We start from the raw sequence: 25,366 nt of genomic DNA on the forward strand, positions 1-25,366 counted from the left end.
GTTCGAGTCGGAAGAGTCGGTTAGCCTCGTTTCTTAAGTCTGAAACTGAACTCTCTTCGCCAATTTTTTCTCAGGAATCTGAGCAATTTAAGGCGATCCACGAGAGTTTTGAGAACGAGCTTGCGGCGCAGAATCACCATCTGTTAACTATTAGTCGTTAAGCTTGAATCGGACTGGGAAACGATCGGTTCACCGTGCCGGGCGCCGGGTACTCCGGGGCAGGCCATGCGGGCATCGGTGGAGGAGTCGCATGCGCGTTCTTCTGATTGAAGACGATAGCGCCACGGCGCAGAGCATCGAATTGATGCTCAAGTCAGAGAACTTTAACGTCTACACGACGGAGCTTGGCGAAGAAGGTATCGACCTCGGCAAGCTCTACGATTACGACATCATTCTTCTCGACCTGAACCTGCCCGACATGTCGGGATATGAGGTTCTCCGGGCGCTCCGGGTCGCGAAGATCAAGACGCCGATCCTGATCCTTTCCGGCCTCGCCGGGATCGAGGACAAGGTCCGCGGCCTTGGCGTCGGCGCCGACGACTACATGACCAAGCCCTTCCACAAGGACGAAATGGTCGCGCGCATCCACGCGATCGTCCGTCGCTCGAAGGGGCACGCCCAGTCCGTCATCACGACCGGGGATCTCATCGTCAACCTCGACACCAAAACGGTCGAAGTCGGCGGCGCCCGGGTCCATCTGACGGGCAAGGAGTACCAGATGCTGGAGCTCTTGAGCCTGCGTAAGGGCTCGACGCTCACCAAGGAGATGTTCCTCAACCATCTCTACGGCGGCATGGACGAGCCGGAGCTGAAGATCATCGACGTCTTCATCTGCAAGCTCCGGAAGAAGCTCGCGAACGCCACCAACGGCAAGAACTACATCGAGACGGTTTGGGGCCGCGGCTACGTGCTGCGCGAGCCCAACGAAGACGAAGCCCGCGCGATCGCATGACGCCCCTGACTTGATCTTAGATCCGTCGAAAGCCCCGCGCCGAAAGCGCGGGGCTTTCCGCGTTTCGGGACAAGCAAGCGGCCTGGGCTCAGGTTGTTCGCCCGACGCCGACGATGCGCCCAAGGTCCCACGAAACGACAGCGCATGAAAAAGCCCGCGCGAAGCGGGCTTTGACGTGCGCGCGGAGCGTTCAGCCGGGCCTCATCGCCGGAACGCGGCGATCTTGGACTGCAGCGAGGCGGCTGGCGGCGTCGCCGGCGTCGCGCCCTGCGCGGGCGCTCCAAAGGCCGGCCGCGCTTCGCCGGCGGCGGGAGCGTCCGTCCGCATGAACAGGCCGCGATGGTTCGGATGGCTTCGCACGGGCGCGGTGACGCCCATGACCGTTTCGGCCGCGCCCAGCACAAGATAGCCGTCCTTGGGCATCTGCTTCGCGATTCGGCGGACCACGTCGCCTTTGGTCGCTTCGTCGAAATAGATCAGCACGTTGCGGCAGAACACGACGTCGAACACGCCCAGAGGCGAGAAATCGCGCAGCAGGTTCAGGGTGCGGAACTGGATCCGGTTCCGCAGCTTCGGCGAGATGCGCCACTGGTCGCCTTCCTGCGTGAAGTGCTCGACCAGCATCCGCACGGGAAGCCCGCGCTGCACCTCGAACTGCGTGAAAAGGCCGTTGCGGGCGCGCTCGAGGATGTCGGAGGCGAGGTCGGTTGCGACGATCTCGACCGTCCAGCCCGCAAGCTGGGCCGCCTTCTGCTCGAGCAGCATGGCGAGCGAGTACGGCTCCTGGCCGGTCGAGCACGCCGCGCACCAGATCCGGATCTTCCGCTGCGCCGCGCGGGCGGCGATCAGCTGCGGCAGCACCACGTCGGTGAACTGGGTGAAGGGAGTGCCGTCGCGGAAGAAAAACGATTCGTTGGTCGTCATCGCCTCGACGACGGACTGGGCGAGAGCGGTGTCTCCGCCGCGCATCAGCTTGCCGATGAGCTCGCCGATCGACGCTATGCCTGCCTTCCGAGCGACCGGCCCAAGGCGGCTGTCGACGAGGTAGCGCTTGTCCTCCCCGATGATGAGACCGGAGCGCTCTTTCAGGAAGCGGGCGAGGAAGGCGAGATCGGCCGGCGTCACGCGCGGTCTCCTGATAGCAGGCGAACGATCTTGGGACCGATCTGGGGCAGAGGAAGCACCGCCGAGCAGCACCCGGTGGCGGCGGCGGCGCCGGGCATTCCCCAGACGACGCTGGTGGCTTCGTCCTGGGCCATCACGGACCCGCCGGCGGCCGAGATCGTCCGCACGCCGGCCGCGCCGTCGGCGCCCATGCCGGTGAGCACGACCGCGAGAAGCGACGAGCCGTAGGCCTTGCTGGCGCTGCGGAACATCGGCTCGACCGACGGCTTGCAGAAGTTTTCCGGCGGGCCGTTGTCGATGGAGGCATGCAGCGCCGCGCCTGACGGGACGACGGAGAAGTGCTTTCCGCCGGGCGCCACGTAGATCACGCCGCGCTCGATCGGCTCGCCATGGGCGGCTTCGCGGGCCGGGCGACCGGAGACCGCGCCGAGATGCTCCGCGAGCGCCGCCGTGAACGTCGCCGGCATATGTTGGGTGATGAGGACCGGCACCCGCGAGAGCGCCTCGACGCCGATCGCCTTCAGCACCGCGGCGAGCGCCGTCGGACCGCCGGTGGAGGAGCCGATCGCGAGCGCGCGCACTGGCGCGGAAGAGAACGGCTTCAGAGCGATGCCGGGCGCGGCGGCGCCGGGCGGCGTCGGTCCTGGCCGCAGGAATCGGCCGCTTGCGGCCTGGGCGATGGTGTGGAGCGCGGCCGCGCGGGGGTCGGCCGCGCGCGGCGTCGACCGCCGGCGGGCGATCTCGCCCAGCACCTTGATCTTCGCTACGAGGTCGCGGCGGTAGTCGTCCTGCGCGATCGCGGCGCCCGGCTTCGCCAGGAAGTCCGCCGCGCCGAGCGCGAGGCAGCGCAGCGAGACGTCGGCGTTGCGGCGCGTCAGCGTCGACGCCATCACGATGGCAAGGTCCGGCTTCGCCTTCAGCATCAGCGGCAGCGCCGTGAGCCCGTCCATGTCTGGCATCTCGATGTCGAGCACCACGACGTGCGGCGCCGCGGTGGCCAGTTCGGCAAGCGCCGAACGCCCGGTCCGGCAGGACGCCACGACCTCGAAGCCCGGCTGTTCGCCGAGCCAGCGCGTCACGAGTCCGCGGACCACCGCGCTGTCGTCGACGATCATGACGCGCACCTTCTCGGCGGGCGCGACGGCGGCGGCGGTCATCATGCTGGGCCTGCTATGCTGGGCGCTGGTTCAGAGCAGGCCGACTTCGGCGAACTTTGAGCCGATGATGTCCTTGTCGAACGGCTTCATGACGTACTCGTCAGCCCCCGCGCGGAGCGCCCGGGTTATGTAGGAAACGTCGTTCTCGGTGGTGCAGAACACGACCTTCGGAGCGTCCCCGCCCGGCAGCGAGCGCAGCTCGACCAGAAACTCGTAGCCGTCCATGACGGGCATGTTCCAATCGAGCAGGATGCCGTCCGGCATCGCCTGTTTGCAGAGCGCGAGCGCGCTCTGGCCGTTCTCGGCCTCGGAGATTTTGAGGTCGAAGCCTTCGAGGATCCGCCGGGCGACCTTACGGATCACGCTCGAGTCGTCGACGACGAGGCAGTGTTTCATGGGATCGTGTCCTGCAGTTGGCTCAGGCGGCCAGCGCCGAGATGGACGGTTCGAGCGCGTGGTCGACGTCGAGGATCAGGAGCAGGCCGCCGTCGAGGCGGTGGACGCCTTCGGCGACGCTCGCCCAGCGCGGGTCGAGGGTCACCGGCTTGGTCTCGCGCTTGGCTTCGGCGAGCGGCATCACGTCGCCGACGCGGTCGACGATCAGCGCCAGCGCCTCGCCCTTGTGCTCGATGCCGACCGCCATCGCCTTCGACAGATCCGCGCACGGCGGCAGGCCGAGGCGGGTGCGCATGTCGATCGCGGTCACGATGCGTCCGCGCAGGTTGAGTACGCCGGCGACCTCGGGCGGCGACAGCGGCACCGTCGTCAGCTTCTCCAGCGTGAACACCTCGCGGACGCGACCGATCTCGATGCCGAAGATCTGGTCGGCGATCGACACCGTGACGTAGGTGGTGGCGTCATCCATGGCGGCGCTCACGCGGCGATCCTCCAGCGGGGAGCAAGGGTTTCGAGAACGGCGAGCAGCGTCGGCCGGTCGAATTTGGACACGCACTCGCTGAAGCCGGCGGCGGCCGCCTTCTCGTATTCGGCGGCGGAGCCGGTCGAGGTCAGCGCCAGCATCGGCGCGTGGGCGGCGTGGGGCTCGGCTCGGAGGGCCGCAGCCAAGGCGAAGCCGTCCATCTCCGGCATGTCGAGATCCGCAATCACGGCGTCGAAGCTACGGCCTCGCTGCACGAGCGCGAGAGCGTCCGCGCCGCTTCCCGCCGCGGCGACGCGGTAGCCGGCCGCCGAGAGCACCGGCGTCAGCATGTTCAGGAAGAACGCGCTGTCGTCGACCAGCAGAACGCTCGGCTGGGCGTTGCGCTCATGCGGACGCTCCTTGCGGGTCATCCAATCGTCGAAGGCGAGAGTGAGGTAGTGCGCGATGTCGATGATCTCGGTCGCCTTGCCCGCCAGCACCGAGGTGCCGAGGATGCCGGGCACGATCGACGCCGCGCTGATTTCGACCGCCTGCTCGACGATGTCGAGGATCTCGTCGACCATGAGGCCGACCGAACGGTCCTCGTCGGTGAAGACCAGCAGCGCCTGCTGGCCCTCCCCCGACATCATTCCGTCGCCGACCGGGATGAGCGGCATCAGGCCGCCGCGGTACTGCACGATCGGCCGTCCGTCGGTGACTTCGATGGTGGAGGCGTCGATCATCTCGAGGCGCGTCACGAGGGCGAGCGGCACCGCCTTGGGCGCCATCCCGCCGGCCCGGAACAGCAGCAGCGACATGACGAGGTCCTGGTCGACCACGGCCGCGGGCTCCTTCGCCTGCATGCTCTCGTGGGCGTCCGCTGGGCCGACCGCCGAGGCGAGGCCGTTCGGGTCGAGGATCAGGATCACCGACCCGTCCCCGAGGATGGTGGTGCCCGAGAACAGGCCGATGTGGTTCAGCCGCGAAGCCATCGGCTTGACCACGATCTCCTCGGTGTGAAGCACGTCGTCGACCACGATGCCGAAGACGTTCTCGCCCACCTGCGAGATCACGACGAAGGCGTCGTCGGCGGTCTCCTCGGAAGCCGCCGCGAGGCCGAGCAGGCCGCGCAGGCGCACGAGCGGCAGCAGGCGGTCGCGCAGGCGCAGCAGCGAGGCGTCGCCGATCCGCTCGATGCGATGTTCGCTGCCGGGGCGGGCGCGCACCAGCTCGGTGACCGCGACCTGCGGGATCGCGAAGGTCTCGCCGGCGGAGGTCACCATCAGCGCGGAGACGATGGCGAGGGTAAGCGGGATGCGGATGATGACCGCGGAGCCCTTGCCCTGGGTCGAGCGCAGGTCGACCGCGCCGCCGATCAGCTCGATGTTGGAGCGCACCACGTCCATGCCGACGCCGCGGCCGGAGACGCTGGTGATCGCCGCAGCGGTCGAAAAGCCCGGCGCGAAGATGAAGCGGTGGATCTGCGCGTCCGACATCTTCTCGACGTCGGCCTCGGTCGCGAGGCCGTTCGCGACGGCCTTCTTGCGGATGCGATCGGTGTCGAGGCCGCGGCCGTCGTCGCCGATCTCCACGATGATGTGGCCGCCCTGATGGTAGGCCGCGAGCTTGATCGTGCCCGTCTCGGGCTTGCCTGCGGCCAGACGCTCCGCGGGCGTCTCGAGCCCATGGTCCGCGCAGTTGCGCACCATGTGGGTGAGCGGGTCCTTGATGAGGTCCAGCACCTGCCGGTCGAGTTCGGTCTCCGCGCCTTCGGTCACGAGCTCGATCTTCTTGCCGAGATCGGCGGAGAGGTCGCGCACGATGCGCGGCATGGCGCGCCAGGCCGCGCCGATCGGCTGCATCCGGGTCTTCATCACCCCTTCCTGCAGCTGGGCGGTGACGTGGCTCAGGCGCTGCAGCGACGCGCCGAAGTCCTTCTCGCCGTGCCGGCGGACGATGTCGGTGAGCTGGTTGCGGGTGAGCACCAGCTCCGAGACCATGGTCATCAGGCGGTCGAGGGTGTCGACGCCGACGCGGATCGTCTGGCCGGCGAGCGCGCTCTCGGCGCGGGCGTCGTCGCCGCCGCCGTCGATTGCCTTCAGGACCGGCGCAGTCTTGGCCGGCGCTTCGGCGACCGGCGCAGGCGCAGGCGCCGGAGCGGGCTTGGCGGCCAACTCGGGGCCAGGGGTTTCGCGGAAGGCGCGCTCCAGCTCGTCAAGCGACACCTCGCCGACGCGCAGCTCGCGGCCGAGCGTGGGATCGATCTTGGGCGCGGGAGGGTTCGCGGCCTCGACCGCCTTCCGCTCCAGCTCGAGTATGATGTCGTGGTCGTCGCCGCTCGGCTCGGCGCCGGTGCGCTCGAGATCGGCCAGGATCTCCTTGATCCGATCGATCGCGGCGAGGATCAGCGTGACGGCGTCCGGGGTCGGCATGGCGCCGTTCCGGAACTCGCCCATCAGCGTCTCGGCGGCGTGGGCGAGCGCTTCAAGGCGGGACAGTCCGAGGAAACCGCAGGTGCCCTTAACCGTGTGCACCAGCCGGAAGATGTTTCCGAGAATGCTGGCGTTGGTCGGCTCCTGTTCGAAACGAACAAGCTCGACGTCGACGAAATCAAGGTTTTCTGCAGTTTCGGTCAGAAAGTCGCGCAGCAGCTCGTCCATTCACCCCTCCCCCGGAGACGCAACGAACAGGCGCTTCTCGGTACATAGAAGAGTGTCCTGCAAAAAGCATAACGGATGGTTGCGGGTTGCGCTCCCGTTAGAGTAATCGCCCGATTAAGTTCGGCGACGCGCGAGCCCAAGCACGACCACGTTTCCAACCGCCACGAGCGCGACGCCGACGAGGGCGGACGCGGTCCAGGCGTAGCTCTCGAACACGCTGGAGATCGCGAGCGCGACCACCGGGAACAGCACCGTCGCGAACCCGGCGCGGGCGGGGCCGATTCGCTTGAGCAACGCCAGATAGGCCAGGAAGGCCGCGACCGACGAGCCGGCGGCGAGCCATAGCAGCGACAGCCCGTAGGACCAGGTCGGCTCGAAATCGAACGCAGCGCCGGACGCCAGCGCCGCCGTCAGCAGCCAGAGCGTCCCGTAGATCATGCCCCAGGCCGTCGCCGCGAGATCCGGGACCTCGCGCTGGATCACGCTCGAGATCATGTTGCCGAGGCAGAAGCAGAGCGTGCCGGCGACGCACAACGCGAGTCCGCCGAGGGCGGCGGCCCCGAATCCGGCCGACGCGATCTGCGGCAGATAGAGCAAGCCGACGCCCGCCACGCCCAGCGCCGCCCCCACGAGCACCCGGATCTCGATGGCCCGTCGGAAGAACAGCGCGCCGAGCGCGAGGTTGATCGGCGAGGCGAGCGCGAACACCACCGCGAGCAGGCCCGAGGGGACGTGAGCGCCGGCGTGGTAGAACAGCAGGAAGTTGGTGGAGTACATCAGCAGGCCCGCGAGCGCGAACCTGGCGTGCGTCCGCAGCGGAAGTCGCAACGGCTCCCGTCGCGCCACCGCGATTGCGAGGCAGAGCAGCGCGGACAGCCCGAAGCGCCAGACCAGCGAGACGACGGGCGCCACGACGCCGAGCTGGTGATGGAGCGCGATCCAGCTCGTCCCCCAAACGGTGACGAGCACCACATAGAGACCAAGGTCCGTACGTCCGAGCGCGCTCGGGGCGGTCGGCGTAGCCGTCTGGGCGGTGACTCTCGACATGCGCGTCCGTTCGGCGGAGGTCGCTGAGCGTTCCGGTTAGACCGGAACGCGGCGCCGCGACAGCGCGGATCCGTGATGTTCGCCATCGCAATGCGTGATGGCCCGCTTGACGGAGCGGAGCGTCAGGCCGACCTCCCACGAACGCCGCACGCGGAAGGAGAGCCGTCATGCACGTCGCCGAGAACGGCCGTATCGCTGCGGTCCATGTTCACGAGCATCGCTTCCTCGGTCAGGACCATGCGCGCAACGAGCGCCGAACCCTCACGGTGGTCGCGGTCACCGCGACCATGATGGTGGTCGAGATCGTCGCCGGCTGGGCCTACGGATCGATGGCCCTGACCGCCGACGGCTGGCACATGGCGACCCACGCAGGCGCGATCGGTGTGGCGGCCCTCGCCTACCGCTTTGCGTCGACGCACGCGACCGACCCACGGTTCGCCTTCGGAGCGGGAAAGGTCGGCGATCTCGCGGGCTTCGCGAGCGCTATCATCCTCGGCGTCGTCGCCCTCGGGATCGGCTACGAGTCGCTGCTCCGCCTGGCCTCGCCCCAGCCCGTCGCCTATCTCGAGGCGAGCGTGGTGGCGGCAGTCGGGCTCGCCGTGAACGTGATCTGCGCGCTGCTGCTCGGCCATGGCCACGATCACGGCCACAGCCATCACCATGACCATGGCCATCACCATGACCATGGCCACCGCCATGACCACCGCGATCGGGAGCACGGGCACGGGCACTCGCACAGCGGGCACGCCGACCACAACATGCGCGGCGCCTATCTGCATGTGCTGGCGGACGCGCTCACCTCGGTGCTCGCGATCGCGGGTCTGATCGCCGGCTGGAGTTTCGGCTGGAGCTGGGTCGATCCCGCGATCGGCGTCGTCGGCGCCGTGGTGATCGCCGTCTGGTCGATCGGGCTTGCGCGCGATAGCGGGCGGGTGCTGCTGGACGCGACCTCGAACGACGATCTGGCGGAAGCGATCCGCAAACGGCTCGAAACCGGAGACGTCCGGGTGTCGGACCTCCACATCTGGCGGGTGGGACCAGGCCACATGGCGGCGATCGTCGCGGTGGTGACGCACCGCTCTGAAGAGCCGGCGGCCTACAAGGCCCGCCTCGCGGACCTCGCGGCGCTGAGCCACGTGACCGTCGAGGTGAACCTGTGCCGCGACCATCCGAGGGTCGCGGCGTGAGGCGTCAGTAGGCGAACTCGGCGAACACCGGATCGACGCGACCGCCCCACGACCCGTGGAACTTCGCGAGCAGCGCCTCGGCGAGGGTGGCCTCGTCCTCCACGACCCGCAGTAGCGGCGCGAGGTGGATGCGCTCGTCGTCGCCGAACAGGTTCACCTTCGCCCGTCGGGCAAGCCCGGCGTCGGCCAGCGCCAGCACGTCGCGGGCGACCTCCAGCACGGACCGGTTGCGGATCCGCGCCTTCAGCCCCTCGCGGGGCACGTCGTCGCGCAGGCTCTGCCGCTCCTCGGCGGTCCAATGCTTCACGAGCTCCCAGGCCGCGTCGAGGCTCTGCTCGTCGTAAAGCAGGCCGACCCAGAACGACGGCAGCGCGCAGATGCGGCCGGTCGGTCCGGAGTCCGCGCCGCGCATCTCGAGGTAGCGCTTCAGCCGCACCTCGGGGAAAATCGTGCTCAGGTGGTTCGCCCAGTCCGCCACGGTCGCGCGCTCGCCCGGGAGCTGCGGGAGCTGTCCCGCCAGCAGGTCGCGGAAGGAGGCGCCGGCCACGTCGTGGTAGTGGTCGCCGCGTTTCACGAAATACATCGGCACGTCGAGCGCGTAGTCGACGTAGCGCTCGAAGCCCATGCCAGGGTCGAAGGCCCAGGGGAGCATGCCGGCGCGGCTGTTGTCGGTGTCGCGCCAGATCTCGGAGCGGGCCGAGACGAAGCCGTTGGGCCTGCCCTCGGTGAAGGGCGAGTTCGCGAACAGCGCGGTCGCGATCGGCTGCAGCGCAAGGCTCACCCGGAGCTTGTGGACCATGTCGGCTTCGCTGGAGAAGTCGAGGTTCACCTGCACCGTCGAGGTCCGGTACATCATGTCGAGGCCGCGTGAGCCGACCTTCGGCATGTAGCGGGTCATGATGTCGTAGCGGCCCTTGGGCATGACCGGCGTCTCGGCCAGCGTCCACTTCGGACTCATGCCGAGGCCAAGGAAGCCGAGGCCCAGCGGCTCCGCCACCTGCCTGACCTGCGCGAGATGCGCGTGAAGCTCCGAACAGGTCTGGTGGATGGTTTCGAGCGGCGCGCCGGACAGCTCGAACTGCCCGCCCGGCTCCAGGCTGATGGCGCCGCCGCCGGTGACATCGAACAGGCCGATGATGCGGCCGTCCTCCATGATCGGCTCCCAGCCGAGCAGGAGCTGCATGCCTTCGAGCAGCGCGCGGATCCCGTCGGGACCTTCATAGGGAACAGGCGAAAGATCCGCGCGGCGGAACGGGAACTTCTCGTGCTCGGTGCCGATCCGGAAGCTTTCGACGGGCTTGGAGCCCGCCTCGAACCACGCGACGAGTTCGTCCCGCGACGTGATGAAGGTCGGATCGATCTGGTCGCGTGCCATGGGCGGCTTTCAGCGGAGGAAGGCCGCAGACAGGTAAGGGGTCACGGTTCGGGCGTAAAGGCCGGCGTCAGGAGACGCCGAGCGTGCGGCTCGCCGGAAGCACGACGACCTGCGTGCCGGTCGGGACCCGCTCGTAGAGGTCGATGATGTCCTGGTTCAGCATGCGCACGCAGCCCGACGACATGGCCCGGCCGATCGAGCGCGGCGCGTTGGTCCCGTGGATCCGGTACATGGTGTCACGGCCGCCCTGGTAGAGGTAGAGCGCGCGCGCGCCGAGCGGGTTGTCGAGGCCGCCTGGCATGCCGCCGGCCCAGCGCGAATTGAGTTCGGGGTCGCGCGAGATCATGTCGGACGTCGGCGTCCAGGTCGGCCACACGCCCTTACGCTTGATGGTGGCGCGACCGTTCCACTCCATACCCTGCTTTCCGACGCCGACGCCGTAACGCATGGCGCGGCCGTTCGGGAGCACGAGATAGAGCAGGCGCGCTTCGGGGTCGACGACGATCGTGCCCGGCGCTTCGCCGGTGGGATCGGAGATGTTTCGCCGCAGAACGGCCGGATGCAGCATGCGCCAGTTGATCGCCGGCAGCGGGAACTTCTCGTCGGGCTTCGCGCCGTAGACCTCGTCGTAGTTCGCGCCCTCAGGATCGATGAACGCGCGCACGTCGCTGAGCGGGTTGCTGGCGCAGGCCGCGAGCCCCAGCGGCAGCAGAGCGACGAAGCCGCGGCGAGTCAGCTGTCCGGGCGCGGCGAGAACGTCGTTACGCGACATGGCATGCGGTCCGATCGTGAGGCAGGTCGACGCCTTCCGCCGAAAGCGACGCCCTGAGCGGGGGAGAATTCAGACGACGCGACGCGCGGAGCCGGGATCCGCGCGCCGGGAGATCAGGAGCGGACCACGACCTTGGTGCCGAGCGGCACGCGGGAGTAGAGGTCGATCACGTCCTGGTTGAGCATGCGGATGCAGCCCGAGGAGACGGCCTTGCCGATCGAATAGGGTTCGATCGTGCCGTGGATGCGGAACAGCGTGTCCTTGTCGCCCTGCCAGAGCGCCATGGACCGGGCGCCGAGCGGGTTGCCGGGGCCGCCCGGCATGCCGTCCTTGTAGGGACGGGCGTGCGGATCACGCGCCACCATCTCTGCCGGCGGATGCCAGTCGGGCCACTCGAGCTTGCGGCGGATGTAGGCCTGGCCGTTCCAGGCGAAGCCCTCGCGGCCGACGCCGACGCCGTAGCGGATCGCCGTGCCGTCGTCCTGGACGAGGTAGAGGAACCGGGCGTGCGGATCGATCACGATCGTGCCCGGGCCTTCGCCCGTGTCGTTCGGAACGGTCTGCTTCAGGAACTTCTGGTCGATCCGGTTGAGGCTCACCGGCTTCACCGGGAACGGCTCGTCGGTGACGCCGTTCGCGCCGTAGCGCGTCTCGTTCGACGGACCGGAGCCGAAGTTGGGCAGCGGCGACATCGTCACCGGCGCGACGGGCGCCGGGGTCGCCGCGAACGGCATCGGCTCGACGGCCGGAAGCGGACGCGACTGGGCGCAGGCGGCGAGCGCAAGCGGCAAGAAGGCGAGCGCTCCGCGCCGTGTCCAGCGCGCGGCCGCAGCCGGGGTCGATTTAGAAGCAGTGGACATGGGCGGGGTTCTTCGCGCGACTCAAAGCTGACCATGCCGTCGCAAGCCGACGGCTCCATGACGCCTATACGCCCGTCTACGCACGGACGGCATGCCGAGTTCGCGACCCAGCCGCGATGGCGCCGCACTGCGGCTTTTCGGCAACGCGGTCCGCGCCGCCGATAGCCGCCCGCTGGGACGCGAAGTGAACTCTCGACGACTATGGTTAACGCGAGGTCAACAGCGGGTAGCGCTGGGGCGACAGGCCGCAGCCCTCGTCGCAGCCATAGTAGAGGCGACTATCCCCGCCCGTCCCCCGCCGCGGCCTGCACCAGCGCAAGCGCGGCGACCGCCGCGGTGTCGGCGCGCAAAATCCGCGGCCCGAGCGAGATCCGGATGGTCGCCGCATGCCGGACGAGCCGCTCCCGCTCCACGGGATCGAAGCCGCCCTCGGGGCCGATCAAAACGGCGAGCGGTCGTCCCGCGTGAGGGACCAGCGCCGCGACCGGATCGGCGATCTCCGCCGCCTCGTCGCAGAACACCAGCGTCCGGCCGGCGTCCCAGCCGTCGAGCAGCGGATCGAAGCCGACGGGGTCGTCGATCGCGGGGACGGAGAGCACGCCGCACTGCTCCGCAGCCTCGATCACGTTGGCGCGCATGCGCTCCAGATTGACCCGGCGGGCCTCGGTGCGGCGGGTGATCACCGGGGTGAGCCGCCCCGCCCCCATCTCCACCGCTTTCTGCACCATGTAGTCGAGCCGGGCGTGCTTCAGCGGGGCGAACAGGTAGACGAGGTCGTTCGCGGGCGTCTGGGGGCGCAGCAGCCGTTCGCAGGCGACCGTGACGCGCTTCTTCTCGGCCGCCGCGACCCGCCCGCCCCATTCGCCGTCGCGGCCGTTGAACAGCAGCAGCCCGTCGCCCGCCGCCATCCGCAGGACGTTGCGGAGGTAGTTCGCCTGGGCGGACTCGAGCGCGACCTCGGCGCCCTCGGCGAGATCCGCCTCGACATGGAGCCGCGTGGTGGAGAAATCATAGTCGGCCATGGGCGTCGCTGCGTTCCGCGGACTGGCGCGCTCGGCCGGCGCGCGGGGGAAGCGCCGTTCTGGCGCGACAGCTCTTCACCTTCAAGCCGCTTCGGCTTCAAGCGGCTTGACCGAACCGCGCCGATGTCGTGACGCTTCTCGCCATGATCGATCGGACCTCATCCGGCGCCGTCGCCGACGCCGCCGCCGCGAACTGGGTGGACACGACCGCGCCCGCGAGCTGGCGCCCATTCCTGCGGCTCGCGCGGGCCGATCGGCCGATCGGGGCCTGGCTGCTGTTCTGGCCCTGCGCCTGGTCGGTCGGGCTCGCGGCCTCCGCCGCCGGCTGGAGCGCGTCGAACCTCCTGCACCTCGCGCTGTTCGCCGTCGGCTCCGTGGCCATGCGCGGCGCCGGCTGCACCTACAACGACCTCGTCGACCGCGACATCGACGCCAAGGTCGCCCGCACCCGCTCCCGCCCGCTGCCGTCGGGCCAGGTGACGGCCAAGGGCGCCGCGCTGTTCCTCGCGGCCCAGCTCCTCGTCGGCCTGCTGGTCCTGATCGCGCTGCCGCCGTTCGCGATCTTCGTCGGCGTGTGCTCGGTGCTGCCGGTCGCGCTCTATCCCTTCATGAAGCGCGTCACCTGGTGGCCGCAGGCGATGCTGGGCGTCTGCTTCGGCTGGGGCGCGCTGATGGGCTGGGCCGCCGCCTTTGAAAGCCTCGGCGCGGCGCCGCTGCTGCTGCACGGGGCGGCCTTCCTCTGGATCATCGGCTACGACACGATCTACGCCCACCAGGACAAGGAGGACGACGCTCTCGTCGGCGTCGGCTCGACAGCCCTGCTGTTCGGCGACCGCACCCGGCCCATCCTCGCCGCCCTCTACGCCGGCGCGGCCGCGCTTCTGGCCTTCGCCGTCCACGCCGCGGGCGGCGGGCCGGTCGCCTACCTCGGCGTCGCGGCCTTCGCCGCGCACTGCGGCTGGCAGGTGAAGGCGCTCGACATCTCCGACCCGACGCTGTGCCTGAAAATCTTCAAGTCGAACCGCGAAGCCGGCGCCCTAATCTTCCTGGGGCTTCTGGTCGACGCCCTGCTCCGGACGTAAGGACCCGCGCATGACCGATCCCGCCGTGAAGGACCCCCTCCCCCCGGAGCACAAGCGCTTCGTGCTGCGGCAGGCCGGCCTGCGCCTGTGGATCGCGGTCGCGGTCGTCGTCGCGCTTGGCGTCTGGCTGTTCACCCGTCTCTGAAAGGCCGCGGCGTTCTAGCGTAACGTCGGCTCCCTTCGGTACGGTCGCGGCATGAGCTGCTGCAGCCATTGCCCCTCGCCCGACGCCGGTTCCGGCGGACCCGCGCAGCGCCGCGTCCTCTGGGCGGCGCTCGCGATCAACGCCGCCATGTTCGTGGTCGAAGTCGCGGCCGGGCTCGCGGCGGGATCCGCCTCACTGCAGGCCGACGCGCTCGACTTCCTGGGGGACGCGGCGAACTACGGCGTGAGCCTCGCCGTCGTCGGCCTCGCGATCGGCCTCCGCGCCCGCGCCGCTCAGCTCAAGGGCGTCACAATGGCCGCCTTCGGGCTGTGGGTCATGGGCGCCGCGGCGTGGCACGGGCTTCACGGCACGCTGCCCGCCGCCGGGACGATGGGCGTCGTCGGCGCGCTCGCGCTCGCCGCGAACGCCGCCTCCTTCGCCCTGCTCTGGGCCTATCGCGACGGCGACGCCAACATGCGGTCCGCCTGGATCTGCACCCGCAACGACGTGGTCGGCAACGTCGCGGTGATGCTCGCGGCTCTCGGCGTGTTCGGCACGGGAACGGGATGGCCCGACGTCATCGTCGCCGGGGTCATGGCTTCGCTTGCGCTGCAGGGGGCTCTGGTCGTCCTGCGCCAAGCGAACGCCGAACTCCGCGCCGCGAAGCGCGATCTGTCGACCAGGCCCCGCCGGTCCGGTCGCCTGGAGTACCGGCCGAAAGCCTGACGCGTCGCGCTCGCTGTCCCGCAGCGCGCGCCCAGCCGTACGCCTCGAGCCGTCGAAGCGCTGGATCAGCCTCACCGTTTCTTGATCTTGCCGAACGTCCGTCTGGCACGACCGCTGCGTCTGGAGCCTCGGCCGCCATCCGGCGGCGCGCGACCTGTCCAATTGGGGGCCAGACATGGAAAACGCCGCACTGCTTGCGAAAATTGAGGCGCTGGAGGCCTCCGTGGCCTTGACCAAGACGGTCAACGCCGAGGTGTTCTACTGGTGGTGCACCGCGCTTATGATCGCCATCCACGCAGGCTTTCTCGCCTACGAGATGGGCGCCTCGCGGGCGAAGAACGCGCTGGCCTCGGGCCTGAAGAACCTTCTGGCCTTCGCCTTCCTGGTTCCGACCTTCTACTTCTTCGGCTGGTGGATCTATCTGGCGTTCCCCACGGGCTTCACCGTGTCCGACGCAGCCTCGGGCGGCGTCGTCTGGGGCGAGTCCATGGGCCCGAACCTCGGCGACAACGCGTCCGGCATCTTCTGGGCCGCCTTCACGCTGTTCGCCGCGACCACCGCCTCCATCATGTCGGGCGCCGTGATCGAGCGGATCCGCATGTCGGCCTTCACCATCCTCGCCATCCTGCTGGGCGGCTTCGTCTGGATTCTGGGCGCCTCGTGGGGCTGGCACCCGCAGGGCTGGCTCACGACGAGCTGGGGCCTGCACGACATCGGCGCCGCCGGCTGCGTCCACATGATCGCGGGCTTCTTCACCCTCGGCGTGCTGATCAACCTCGGGCCGCGGCTCGGCCGCTTCAACGCCGACGGCACGGTCAACCACATCGCCGGCCACAACATGCCGATGTCGCTCATCGGCCTGATGATCATCGTGATGGGCTTCTTCGGCTTCCTCGGCGGCTGCATCATCTACAACGGCGGCACGTGGATGACGATCTACAACACGCCGACCACGCTCTCCGCCTTCGCCTTCAACACCCTCATGGGCGTCGCCGGCGGCATGATCGGCTCGTACCTCGTGACCCGTGATCCGTTCTGGATGATGTCCGGCGCGCTGATCGGGGTGATCTCCACCGCCCCCGGCCTCGACGTCTACTACCCCGCCCTCGCCTTCCTGATCAGCTTCGTCGGCGGCTGCGTCATCCCGAAGCTCGCGGACATGCTGCTCGTGCGCTTCAAGATCGACGACGCCGTGGGCGCGGTCGCCGTCCACGGCTTCGGCGGCGTCTGGGGCCTGCTCGCCGCGGGCCTCTTCGCGTCCGGCTACCCCAACGTCGAAGGCCCGGCGGTCTCATTCGGCGGTCAGCTCGGCAGCGTGGCGGTGTTCGCGATCCTCGGTTTCGTGCCCGGCTTCGCGGCGTCCTATGTGCTGAAGATGGTCGGCCTGCTCCGCACCGACCCCAAGGTCGAGCTCGCCGGCCTCGACATCTCGGAAGTGCCGGTCAAGGCCTATCCGGAAGCCTCCACCATCCCGGCCTTCGCCGGCGAGGCGCTGAGCCCCGCCGAGTGACGTCCCGATCCCGCACGCGGGCGGTCCGCCCGCGCGCCCGTCCCATTCATCGTTCGAGGAGATTAAGCGATGAACTCCGCTCCGATCACCACCTGGGAAGGGGCCAAGGCCTACTTCACCTTCGCTGACCAGCCAGGCGTGCTGATGTTCATCAGCGCGCTGGCGCTCGCCGTCTGCGTCGGCGCCATCGCCGCAATGATCCGTCACGAGAACGCCTGCGTGCGGAAGGCCAACGGCGCCTGAAAGGGGCGACCGCGTCTCGAACGAAAAGCGGCGGAACGCATCGCGTGCCGCCGCTTTTCCCAGAATCGAACGCGACGGCGGCGGCTCCCCTCCCGCAGGCGGAGGGAGACCTTGCTGTCATCCAAGGACGCAGTCCCTCAGTTCCGCGCGATGATCTCGCGTTCGCCGCGGAGCACCGGCGTTGAGGCCGTGAGCTTGCCCGTCCGGCGCTTCACCAGAAAGCGCGGGCGGCGGCCGGCGAGAAGGCTGTGGCGTCGACGCGGGCGCGGGCGGCCGACTTCGACCAGCCCGAGCAGTTTCGCCGGCGTCGAGCGGCGGCCGTCGAGTTCCTCGACCAGCAGCGGCAGCTTGAGCGCCCGCCCCCAGCTCTTCCATTCGGCCAATCCGTCGCCGCCGGGCGCGCTCTCGTGGAGCGGCACGTCCAGCGCGCGGTCGCGATGGGCGAGGACCACCTCGACCCGGTCGCACTCCGGCTTCTCGCCCGGCGCGACGCGCACGGCGACGCCGGAGAAACAATTGAGGGGCACCGCGATCCGCATCGATACGCTCCGAACCATCCTGTCCACCACGACGCGCCCGGCTTCGAGCGTCACGCGCCGTTCGCCCCCATCCGCCGCGGCGTCAGGCGCCGCGAAACGGACAGGAAGCGCGAAGGGATCGAGCCGGTCGGCCGACCCCGTTCCGACGCGCGTCTGCGCGCCGGCCTCGGTTTGACGTCCCACTGTTCAGTCTCCCTGAAGGCTCATTTGTTCGAGCTCTTCGTCTGTTACTGACGATGACTTGGGAGCGACCCACAGCGGCTTAACGGAGCTGGTGAATCCTTTCTCACCCTGTCGCCATGCTGAAGAGGAGCTTTCGGGAAAGGGTAAGCGCGGGCTAAACGGAAAGGCGCGAATGCGACCGGGGCCTGCGACCGCCCGCGGACTTGCGCGCGGGCCATCATCCCGACACTTTGCGGGGGCGCTTAAGGCCCCTCCCCGATCCGCCCCCGTTCATAAGGCGTCCCCCGACCGTGCAGTCCTCCGCCGCGCCGATCGATCTCGAACGCCTCGCCGGCCGTCTCGCCGAGGTGGTCACGGCCGCCGGAGCGATCGCGGCGGCGTTGTTCGCCAAGGGCGGCGCGCAGAAATGGACCAAGGCCGACGACAGCCCGGTCACCGAGGCCGATCTCGCCGTCGACCGATACCTGGCCGAATGGCTGCCGCCGCTCGCGCCCGGCTCCGGGTGGCTCTCCGAGGAGACCGCCGACACCCCTGATCGCCTTGGCCGCCGCCATGTCTGGGTCGTCGACCCCATCGACGGCACCCGCGCCTTCGTGGACGGCGTGCCGGAATGGGTGGTCTCGGTCGCTCTCGTCGAAGACGGCAAGCCGATCGCCGGGATCGTCCACAACCCCGTCAAGAACGTCACCCACGCGGCGATCCGCGGCGGCGGCGCGACGCTGAACGGGCGTCCGCTCGGCGTGGCCGACGCGGCCTCTCTCGACGGCGCGCGCGTCGGCGGGACGAAGTCGCTGATCGCCCCGCTGCGCCCGCGCGGCGTCAAGGAGGGAGCCTGGATCTACGCGCTCGCGAACCGGTTGGTGAAGGTCGCCGACGGCGCGCTGGACGCGGCCCTCGCCCGCCCCGCCGCCCACGACTGGGACATCGCGGCCGCCCACCTGATCCTCGAGGAGGCCGGCGCGAAGCTCACCGACTTCGACGGCGCGCTGCCCTCCTACAACCGCGAAACCACCCGGCACGGGGCGCTCGTCGCCGCCGCGCCGGAGCGACACGGCGTGCTGCTCGCCGCGATCGCGAACGACCCGACCCTCACCGCCGCCAAGGAATGGAAACGATGACCGAAGCCGTGCAGCCCAAGCAGCTCCTTCACCTCGTGTTCGGCGGCGAGCTTGAGGACGTGTCCGGCGTCAAGTTCCACGACCTGTCGAAGCTCGACATCGTCGGCGTGTTCCCGGACTACGAGAGCGCCCGGGCCGCCTGGAAGGCGAAGGCGCAGGCCACCGTCGACGACGCGCACATGCGCTACTTCGTCGTGCATCTCCACAGGCTGCTGGAGCCGGACGCGCCGAAGTAGGCGAAGACGGCCGGCGCCCTCCCCCGATGCCGACGTCGCCGCCATGCTGAAGTCGCTGGGACGCTCCGCCGCGGCGCAAGGAGCGGCGGGCCGTCTGCTCGCGAGCTACATCCGGCTGGTGCGCGCCACCAACCGCTGGACCTTCGAACCCGCCGACTTCCAGGACCGGCTCGTCCCTCACCTTCCCGCAATCGTCGCGCTCTGGCACGGGCAGCACCTCATGGTGCCCGCCATGAAGCGCGACGACATGCCGGCCCGCACGCTCGCCTCCCGCCATGTCGACGGCGGGATCAACGCCATCGCCTGCGCGGCCTTCGGCATTGGCGCTGTGCGCGGCTCCGGCGGCGAAGGCCGCAAGGCGCTCAAGCGCGGCGGCGCGCGGGCGCTGCGCGAGATGCTTGAGGCGCTGAAGGCCGGCGACAGCATGGTGTTCACCGCCGACGTGCCGAAGGTCGCAGGCGTCGCGGGCGAAGGCGTGGCGCTGCTCGGCAAGCTCTCGGGGCGGCCGATCTTCCCCTTCGCGGTCGCGACCAGCCGGTCGAAGATGCTCGCAACCTGGGACCGGGCCGAGATCAATCTTCCGTTCGGCCGCGGCGCCGTTGTGCTGGGCGAGCCGATCCATGTGGCGCCCGACGCGGACGCCGAGGCGCTGGAGACCGCGCGGCGGGCCGTCGGCGCGGGCCTCGACCGGGCCCACGCGCGGGCCTACGCTCTCGTGGGACGCCGCTGGGGACGGTCGCAGGCCGGCCCTGAGGCGGACACAAACGGCGCCCCAGTCTGTCCGCCGAGATGACCGACGTCCTTCCGTCCCGGCAGCGTTCCATGGCTCACCGCATCCGCGTCACCGCTCCGCTCGCGCTGTACCGCGAGGGCCTCAAGGTCGCGCGGCCGTTCGCAGGCGCGCTGCTCCGCCGCCGGGCCGGCGCGGGCAAGGAAAGCGTCGAGCGGCTCGGCGAGCGGCGCGGGCTCGCCGGCGTCGCGCGGCCGGACGGTCCGCTCGTGTGGTTGCACGGGGCGAGCGTCGGCGAGTTGATCTCGCTGCTGCCGCTGGTCGAAAGCCTGACGCGGCGCGGCTTCTGGGCGCTGGTCACGACCGGCACGGTGACCTCGGCGGCGGTGGCGGCGGAGCGGCTGCCGGAAGGCGCCATCCACCAGTTTCTGCCGCTCGACGTGCCCGCCTACGCCGACCGCTTCCTCGACCACTGGAAGCCCGATCTCGTGCTGATCGCGGAGAGCGAGCTCTGGCCGAACCTGCTCCGCCGCGCTCGCCGGCTCGGCGCGCCGATCGGCCTCGTCAACGCACGGATGTCAGAGCGCTCGTTCGCGCGCTGGCGGCGGGCCCCCCGGACCATCGGCGCGCTGCTCGGGCATTTCGATCTCTGCCTCGCCCAGTCCGCCGGCGACGCCGCCCGCTTCGCCGAGCTCGGCGCGCGCCACGTGGTCGACGTCGGCAACCTGAAGTTCGATTCGCCCCCGCCGCCGGCCGATCCGGCGACGCTGACCGCGCTCGTCCGCCTCGTCCGCGGGCGCCCGGTGTTCGTGGCGGCGAGCACCCATCCCGGTGAGGACGCAGCCGTCGCGCGCGCCCACGCCGTGGCCCGGGTGCGCGCGCCGGATCTGCTGACGATCCTCGCCCCGCGCCATCCCGCGGCGGGCGCCCCGGCGGTCGACGCCGCCAGCCTGCAGGGGATCGTGGCGCAGACCCGATCCTCCGGCGCCGAACCCGACCGCGAGACCGAGTTCTACGTCGCCGACACCATCGGCGAGCTCGGCCTGTTCTACCGGGTCGCCGACGTGGTCTTCATGGGCGGGTCGCTCGCGCCCCACGGCGGGCAGAACCCGATCGAGCCCGCCAAGCTCGGCGACCCTGTCCTGCACGGACCCCACGTGCGCAACTTCGCGGACATCTACGCCGCGCTCGGCGCGGCCCGCGGCGCGGCGGAAATCGACGGCCCCGACGCCCTGGGGGCCGCGGCGGGCGACCTGCTCTCCGATCCGCTCGCGCGCGCGGCCATGGGCGCGGCGGCCGAGTCGGCCTGCGCCCGGCTCGGCGGCGCGCTGAACCGCACGCTCCAGGCGATCGAGCCCTATCTCATCCAGCTGCGCCTCGGCGTGGGCTGATGCGCGCGCCCGGTTTCTGGTGGCGGGAGCCGGGCCTCGCCGCGGCGGTTCTCGCCCCGCTGGACGCGGTCTACGGCGCTGTCGCGGCGCGGCGCATGGGGCGGACGGGCGCGACCGTTCCCGCGCCCGTCGTCTGCGTCGGAAACTTCGTCGCCGGCGGCGCCGGTAAGACCCCGACCGCGATCTTCCTCGCGGAGCGCCTCGCAGCCGCCGGGGAGCGCCCCTTCCTGCTCTCACGCGGCTATGGCGGGAGCCTCCACGGCCCCGTGTTGGTCGACGGACGGACGCACCACGCCTCGGAGGTCGGCGACGAGCCTCTGCTGCTCGCCGCGGCGGCCCCGACAGTCGTCGCGCGGGACCGGCCCGCCGGGGCCCGCTTCGCCGCCGATCGCGGCGCCGGGGTGATCATCCTGGACGACGGCCTGCAGAATTCTGCGCTCGCGAAGACCGTCACGCTCGCCGTCGTCGACGGCGCCCGCGGCGTGGGCAACAGCCGCTGCCTGCCGGCCGGCCCGCTGCGCGCGCCGCTGGCGGCGCAGTTCGCCCGCACGGACAGGGTCCTCGTCATAGGCCCCGGCGCGCCAGGGGCGGCGCTGGCTGTCGAGGCTCGCCGCTACGGCCTCTCCGTCCACCACGGCGCTTTGGTCCCCGACCCGCAGGACGCCGAACGTCTCCGCGGACGGCGGGTGATCGCGGTCGCGGGGCTCGGCCGGCCGGAGAAGTTGCGCGATACGCTCGAGGCGATCGGCGCGCGCGTGGAACGCCTCGTGTCGCTCGGCGACCACGCCCTTCCCACCGCGACGCAGGCGCGCGCCATAGCGGACGCGGCCCGCGCCGCCGACGCGCTGGTCCTCACCACGGAGAAGGACTTCGTGAAATGGCGTGAGCGTCGGCCGGAGCTGGCGGAGATCGCGGTCGCCCTGCCGGTCCGGCTGGTCGTCGAGGACGAGGAACGCCTGCTTGCAGGTCTTCGCGCCGCGATCGCAGGGGGGCGCGGAAGCGGCGCAGCGGTTTCTACGGAACGTTCGGGGTCGTAAGAGACGGAAGGAAACCCGCGCTCATGTCCCGGACCTGATCCGAGACACGACCGCGATACTGTCGATCGCAGCGCCTGCGAAGGCGCGCGCCGTCCGACGTCCACACTTCAAACGATCAGGGGGGTCAGCCCTTGCCCAGCTCCCGCGCGAGCGCCTCGCCGGCGCCGGCGTAGGCCTCCTGGCGGGCGACGCTCCAGTAGCGCAGCTCGTCCAGGGCGATCTTCGCGCCCGTGACCGCGCACAGCACATAGGCGCCGGGCTTCAGCACGCGAAAATCGGCGTCGAGGTAGCGGACCTCGGCTTCGCCGGACGACGGCGGGCGTTCGTAGCGGTTCATCGGAATCCCCGGCTCAGGGTGCAGCCGGGGATATAGGCGAGGCGGAGCCGCCGGGCAATTGGCGGCGAAGCCTCAGCCGCGCATCAAGGCGTCGATGTCGTCCTGGGCGATCGCGACATTGGCGTCCTGCGGCCCATGGAGCAGCAGTTCGCGGGCGCGCCTTTCGCGGTCGGTCTCGGGCCCGGCCTGATCGTCGCCCTCGGTCTTCACCGCGGCGGCGAAGCGGCCGACGCGCTGCTCGATGTTCTCCAGCGTCTCGATCACGCGGGCGATGCGCTGGCCGGTGAGGTCCTGGAACGAGCAGGCCTCGAAGATCTCCATGACCTTCTCGTTCACGATCGCCTTGAAGGTCGCCTCGTCCTCGCCTTCGGCGCTCATCATCGCCTCGGCGCATTCCATGATCGTGTTGGTCGCCTGCTCGGTCGCGGTCACGATCGCGCCGAGATGCTCCCCCGCGGTCGCGATCCTGCCCGACTTGAGCTCGCCGGCCCGCAGGGCCGCGATCTCGTCGCGCATGCGGGTGATGTAGTCCGCGATGTCGCGTAATTCGCGGTAGATCGAACGATCGATCGAGGCGAAGAACGCCTGCATCGAATCGGCGGTGATCTCGGCGAGAGACACCACGTCGCTGAAAGAGGCCTCGCTGGCGCTCTTGGCGTCGACGTAGGCTCTCACACGGTCGAAAGGTTCGGTCAGAGCGCGATCAACGCGTCTTGCGGGCATGCTTATTCTCCAAACACCGCGTCAATCTTCGCCTTCAAGGTCTGGGCGTTGAACGGCTTCACGATGTAGTTGTTAACGCCGGCCTTCTTGGCCGCGATCACGTTTTCGGTCTTCGATTCCGCGGTGACCATGATGAACGGCGTCCGGTTGAGCTTATCGTCCGCGCGAACCTCGCGCAGAAGCTCGATGCCGGTCATGGGCTCCATGTTCCAGTCGGAGATCACCAGGCCGTAGCGCTTGTCGCGCATCTTGCCGAGCGCTTCCGACCCGTCGGCCGCCTCGTCCACGTCTTCGAAGCCGATCTGCTTCAGAAGATTGCGAATGATGCGGAGCATCGTCTTGTAGTCGTCGACGATGAGCACCGGCATCGTGTGGTCGATGGCCATCCGAAAAATCCTTTTTCCAGAGGGGCGTCGTCCTGAGCCCCTTAAGCGACGTCCGCGGTCGGCGCGGCCAATCGCGCCTGAGAGACCGATGGTGGGGCACGCTGGTTGATTTTCGGTTTAGCTGCGCCGCGATGATTGCAGCCGTTCCGTCATCCGAAAGGCGCGTTGCACCGCAGCGAGGCGAGCCGCACAGTGCCGGCCGCTCGGGGTCCCGGGCCTTATTTCAACGAGCGACCGTGACGCCATGACCGCCGTGCTGCAGCCCAGGGACGCTTCGCCCGCCGAGCCGGTCGCCCAGATCGCGTTCGAGGATCTCGTGATCGGCCAGACCGCCGAGATCCGCCACGAGGTCTCGGAGGACGGCGTCAAGACCTTCGCGGCGCTGACCGGCGACACCAACCCGATCCATCTGTCGGAAGCCTACGCCGCCAACACCCGCTTCGGGGGCCGCATCGCCCACGGGCTTTACACCGCGAGCCTGATTTCGGCGGTGCTCGGCACCCGCCTTCCCGGGCCCGGCGCGGTCTATCTCTCGCAGACCATCAAGTTCCGCGCGCCCGTGCGCATCGGCGACGAGGTGGTCGCGCAGGTCGAGATCACCGCGCTCGATCCCGGCCGCCAGCGGGCGACCTTCTTCTGCACCTGCTCGGTGGGCGACAAGGTGGTTCTGGACGGCGAAGCCCAGGTGATGGTGCCGAGCCGCGACGAGATCGACGCCGAACTGGCGTAAAGCTTCCCACCTGCCCTCCTCCCGCCGGAGAGGGAACTGCGGCCTCGCGGCCTGTCCCGAGCCAAGGACTCTCGTGCAGCCGAGGCGGCCGTTCATCGCCGCTTCGTCGTGGGCAAAATCCGTCGCAATTGAGCTTTCCGCGCCCTTTCTCCGGGCGAGGAAGCGTGATGTAACGGTCGGGCCCGAACGCACGCGAACCTGCGGTTTGTCGATGTCCCTGACCGAACTCGACCCTTACAAGCTGTCCTCGCCGCGGGTGTTCCTGCTGCGCATGGTGATCTTTCTCGCGCTGGTCGGCTTCGTCGGCCTGATCCTGCACGAACAGATCGCCCGCGCCTTCCTCGCCAACGCGGGCCTCAACGCGCTGATCTTCGCGGTGCTGGTGATCGGCATCCTGCTCGCCTTCCGGCAGGTGGTGCGGCTGTTCCCCGAGGTGCGCTGGGTTAACGCCTTCCGCATGTCGGATCCGGGCCTCGCGCTGCGCGAGCAGCCGAAGCTGCTGGCCCCGATGGCCTCGCTGCTGGGCGACCGCTTCGGCCATGCCCCGATCGGGACGACGCTGATGCGCTCGATCCTCGATTCGATCGGCACGCGGCTCGACGAGGCGCGCGAAATCGGCCGCTACCTCACCGGCCTGCTGGTGTTCCTCGGCCTGCTCGGCACCTTCTGGGGCCTGCTCGAAACCGTCGGCTCGATCTCCGGCGTAATCTCCTCGCTCGGGGGCGGCGGCACGCAGGACACCACGGTGCTGTTCGAGGAGCTGAAGAACGGACTTGCCGGGCCGCTCGCCGGCATGGGCACCTCCTTCTCCGCCTCGCTGTTCGGCCTCGCCGGCTCGCTGGTGCTCGGCTTCCTCGACCTGCAGGCCGGCCAGGCGCAGAACCGCTTTCACAACGAGCTCGAGGATTGGTTGGCGGCCGCGGTCGCCGCGAACGACGCCGGCGCCTCCGACGCGCCAGTCGTGACCAACGCCGGCGTCGCCCCTCAGGCGCTCGCCTCCCCGGACGTGGCCGCGGCGCTGGAGCGGCTGGGCAAGACGATCTCCGAACAGAGCTCCGGCAAGGCTGCGGCCCAGGCGACCGCCCATCTCGCGGAGGGCATCCAGGGTCTCGTCAAGCACATGCGCTCGGAGCAGCAGTTGATCCGCGACTGGGTGGAGGCGCAGGCGCGCCAGCAGGAGGCCATCCGCGGCCTGCTGGAGAAGCTCGCGAACGAGAACGAGCGGGCGTCGTGA

Annotated in this window: 28 protein-coding genes; 14 read left to right on the forward strand and 14 right to left on the reverse strand. The window is 69.7% G+C overall.

Translation table 11 applies throughout. The annotated features are described in order from the left end of the window. Positions 1–250: 250 nt before the first annotated feature. Positions 251–952: a response regulator transcription factor CtrA gene (gene ctrA / locus METY_RS07470; RefSeq protein WP_020184289.1), complete on the forward strand. Its 702-nt coding sequence runs from the start codon at positions 251–253 to the stop codon at positions 950–952. A 201-nt stretch (positions 953–1,153) separates the two neighbouring features. Here the strand turns inward: ctrA and METY_RS07475 are convergent, their stop codons facing one another. The 6 genes from METY_RS07475 to METY_RS07500 form a co-directional block, all read right to left on the reverse strand. After that, positions 1,154–2,077, reverse strand: coding sequence for a CheR family methyltransferase (locus METY_RS07475; RefSeq protein ID WP_103120761.1), 924 nt, complete (start codon positions 2,075–2,077; stop codon positions 1,154–1,156). Continuing rightward, a complete protein-coding gene (locus METY_RS07480; RefSeq protein WP_103120762.1) occupies positions 2,074–3,237 on the reverse strand; it encodes a protein-glutamate methylesterase/protein-glutamine glutaminase in 1,164 nt (387 codons plus the stop codon). The genes METY_RS07475 and METY_RS07480 overlap by 4 nt, the downstream gene beginning before the upstream one ends. 27 nt (positions 3,238–3,264) lie before the next feature. Then, complete coding sequence (locus METY_RS07485) at positions 3,265–3,630, reverse strand: response regulator (protein ID WP_020184286.1); 366 nt, start codon at positions 3,628–3,630, stop codon at positions 3,265–3,267. Between the two features lie 22 nt (positions 3,631–3,652). Then, a complete protein-coding gene (locus METY_RS07490) occupies positions 3,653–4,111 on the reverse strand; it encodes a chemotaxis protein CheW (RefSeq protein ID WP_103120763.1) in 459 nt (152 codons plus the stop codon). After that, positions 4,108–6,753: a hybrid sensor histidine kinase/response regulator gene (locus METY_RS07495; protein ID WP_103120764.1), complete on the reverse strand. Its 2,646-nt coding sequence runs from the start codon at positions 6,751–6,753 to the stop codon at positions 4,108–4,110. Before METY_RS07495 ends, METY_RS07490 begins: the two co-directional genes overlap by 4 nt. Before the next feature lie 114 nt (positions 6,754–6,867). Then, positions 6,868–7,800: a DMT family transporter gene (locus METY_RS07500; protein WP_103120765.1), complete on the reverse strand. Its 933-nt coding sequence runs from the start codon at positions 7,798–7,800 to the stop codon at positions 6,868–6,870. A gap of 167 nt (positions 7,801–7,967) precedes the next feature. Between METY_RS07500 and dmeF the strand changes: the two genes are divergently transcribed. Beyond that, positions 7,968–8,987: a CDF family Co(II)/Ni(II) efflux transporter DmeF gene (gene dmeF, locus METY_RS07505; protein WP_103120766.1), complete on the forward strand. Its 1,020-nt coding sequence runs from the start codon at positions 7,968–7,970 to the stop codon at positions 8,985–8,987. A gap of 4 nt (positions 8,988–8,991) precedes the next feature. Here the strand turns inward: dmeF and METY_RS07510 are convergent, their stop codons facing one another. From METY_RS07510 to METY_RS07525, 4 genes are all read right to left on the reverse strand, one after another. Further along, positions 8,992–10,362, reverse strand: a complete 1,371-nt coding sequence (locus tag METY_RS07510; RefSeq protein ID WP_103120767.1) for a glutamate--cysteine ligase — start codon at positions 10,360–10,362, stop codon at positions 8,992–8,994. 67 nt (positions 10,363–10,429) lie between these two features. Then, the gene (locus METY_RS07515) at positions 10,430–11,134 is read right to left on the reverse strand and encodes a L,D-transpeptidase (RefSeq protein ID WP_103120768.1); all 705 of its coding nucleotides are present in this window, start codon (positions 11,132–11,134) and stop codon (positions 10,430–10,432) included. Between the two features lie 113 nt (positions 11,135–11,247). Beyond that, positions 11,248–11,994 carry a L,D-transpeptidase gene (locus tag METY_RS07520; protein ID WP_244593561.1) on the reverse strand — a complete coding sequence of 249 codons (747 nt, stop codon included), beginning with the start codon at positions 11,992–11,994 and terminating at the stop codon, positions 11,248–11,250. Positions 11,995–12,272: 278 nt separating this feature from the next. Next, entirely contained in the window at positions 12,273–13,016 is a 744-nt protein-coding gene (locus tag METY_RS07525) for a 16S rRNA (uracil(1498)-N(3))-methyltransferase (protein WP_103120769.1), read from the reverse strand. Between the two features lie 143 nt (positions 13,017–13,159). Between METY_RS07525 and ubiA the strand changes: the two genes are divergently transcribed. From ubiA to METY_RS21205, 5 genes are all read left to right on the forward strand, one after another. After that, entirely contained in the window at positions 13,160–14,098 is a 939-nt protein-coding gene (gene ubiA, locus METY_RS07530; RefSeq protein WP_103120915.1) for a 4-hydroxybenzoate octaprenyltransferase, read from the forward strand. Positions 14,099–14,108: 10 nt separating this feature from the next. Further along, positions 14,109–14,243, forward strand: a complete 135-nt coding sequence (locus METY_RS21585) for a hypothetical protein (RefSeq protein ID WP_255400841.1) — start codon at positions 14,109–14,111, stop codon at positions 14,241–14,243. A gap of 51 nt (positions 14,244–14,294) precedes the next feature. Further along, entirely contained in the window at positions 14,295–14,969 is a 675-nt protein-coding gene (locus METY_RS07535; protein WP_103120770.1) for a cation transporter, read from the forward strand. Positions 14,970–15,144: 175 nt separating this feature from the next. Beyond that, positions 15,145–16,479, forward strand: a complete 1,335-nt coding sequence (locus METY_RS07540) for an ammonium transporter (RefSeq protein ID WP_103120771.1) — start codon at positions 15,145–15,147, stop codon at positions 16,477–16,479. Positions 16,480–16,548: 69 nt separating this feature from the next. Further along, positions 16,549–16,722 (forward strand): hypothetical protein, encoded by a 174-nt coding sequence (locus tag METY_RS21205; protein ID WP_200819620.1) that lies wholly within the window; start codon positions 16,549–16,551, stop codon positions 16,720–16,722. A gap of 137 nt (positions 16,723–16,859) precedes the next feature. On the opposite strand, the gene METY_RS07545 is transcribed toward METY_RS21205, so the two are convergent. After that, entirely contained in the window at positions 16,860–17,444 is a 585-nt protein-coding gene (locus tag METY_RS07545) for a DUF6101 family protein (protein ID WP_103120772.1), read from the reverse strand. Between the two features lie 290 nt (positions 17,445–17,734). On the opposite strand from METY_RS07545, the gene METY_RS07550 reads away from it, so the two are divergent. From METY_RS07550 to lpxK, 5 genes are read left to right on the forward strand one after another with little or no spacing between them, the layout of a single operon-like run. Further along, a complete protein-coding gene (locus METY_RS07550; protein ID WP_103120773.1) occupies positions 17,735–18,562 on the forward strand; it encodes a 3'(2'),5'-bisphosphate nucleotidase CysQ in 828 nt (275 codons plus the stop codon). Beyond that, entirely contained in the window at positions 18,559–18,798 is a 240-nt protein-coding gene (locus tag METY_RS07555) for a DUF4170 domain-containing protein (protein ID WP_103120774.1), read from the forward strand. The genes METY_RS07550 and METY_RS07555 overlap by 4 nt, the downstream gene beginning before the upstream one ends. Before the next feature lie 43 nt (positions 18,799–18,841). Beyond that, positions 18,842–19,591, forward strand: a complete 750-nt coding sequence (locus METY_RS07560) for a lysophospholipid acyltransferase family protein (protein ID WP_103120775.1) — start codon at positions 18,842–18,844, stop codon at positions 19,589–19,591. A gap of 29 nt (positions 19,592–19,620) precedes the next feature. After that, entirely contained in the window at positions 19,621–20,919 is a 1,299-nt protein-coding gene (locus tag METY_RS07565; protein WP_244593563.1) for a 3-deoxy-D-manno-octulosonic acid transferase, read from the forward strand. Then, positions 20,919–21,956, forward strand: coding sequence for a tetraacyldisaccharide 4'-kinase (gene lpxK, locus METY_RS07570; protein WP_103120777.1), 1,038 nt, complete (start codon positions 20,919–20,921; stop codon positions 21,954–21,956). Before METY_RS07565 ends, lpxK begins: the two co-directional genes overlap by 1 nt. Positions 21,957–22,080: 124 nt before the next feature. Here the strand turns inward: lpxK and METY_RS07575 are convergent, their stop codons facing one another. The 3 genes from METY_RS07575 to METY_RS07585 form a co-directional block, all read right to left on the reverse strand. After that, positions 22,081–22,293 (reverse strand): DUF2093 domain-containing protein, encoded by a 213-nt coding sequence (locus METY_RS07575; RefSeq protein WP_103120778.1) that lies wholly within the window; start codon positions 22,291–22,293, stop codon positions 22,081–22,083. Between the two features lie 72 nt (positions 22,294–22,365). Then, positions 22,366–23,016 carry a protein phosphatase CheZ gene (locus METY_RS07580; RefSeq protein WP_103120779.1) on the reverse strand — a complete coding sequence of 217 codons (651 nt, stop codon included), beginning with the start codon at positions 23,014–23,016 and terminating at the stop codon, positions 22,366–22,368. A 2-nt stretch (positions 23,017–23,018) separates the two neighbouring features. Then, entirely contained in the window at positions 23,019–23,402 is a 384-nt protein-coding gene (locus tag METY_RS07585; protein ID WP_020184262.1) for a response regulator, read from the reverse strand. Between the two features lie 244 nt (positions 23,403–23,646). Here METY_RS07585 and METY_RS07590 point away from each other — a divergent pair, with 244 nt between their 5' ends. Beyond that, positions 23,647–24,132 (forward strand): MaoC family dehydratase, encoded by a 486-nt coding sequence (locus tag METY_RS07590; protein ID WP_103120780.1) that lies wholly within the window; start codon positions 23,647–23,649, stop codon positions 24,130–24,132. Positions 24,133–24,343: 211 nt separating this feature from the next. Then, positions 24,344–25,366: a flagellar motor protein MotA gene (locus METY_RS07595; protein ID WP_103120916.1), complete on the forward strand. Its 1,023-nt coding sequence runs from the start codon at positions 24,344–24,346 to the stop codon at positions 25,364–25,366.

Source organism: Methylopila sp. Yamaguchi, assembly GCF_002897035.1.
Classification (GTDB): domain Bacteria; phylum Pseudomonadota; class Alphaproteobacteria; order Rhizobiales; family Methylopilaceae; genus Methylopila.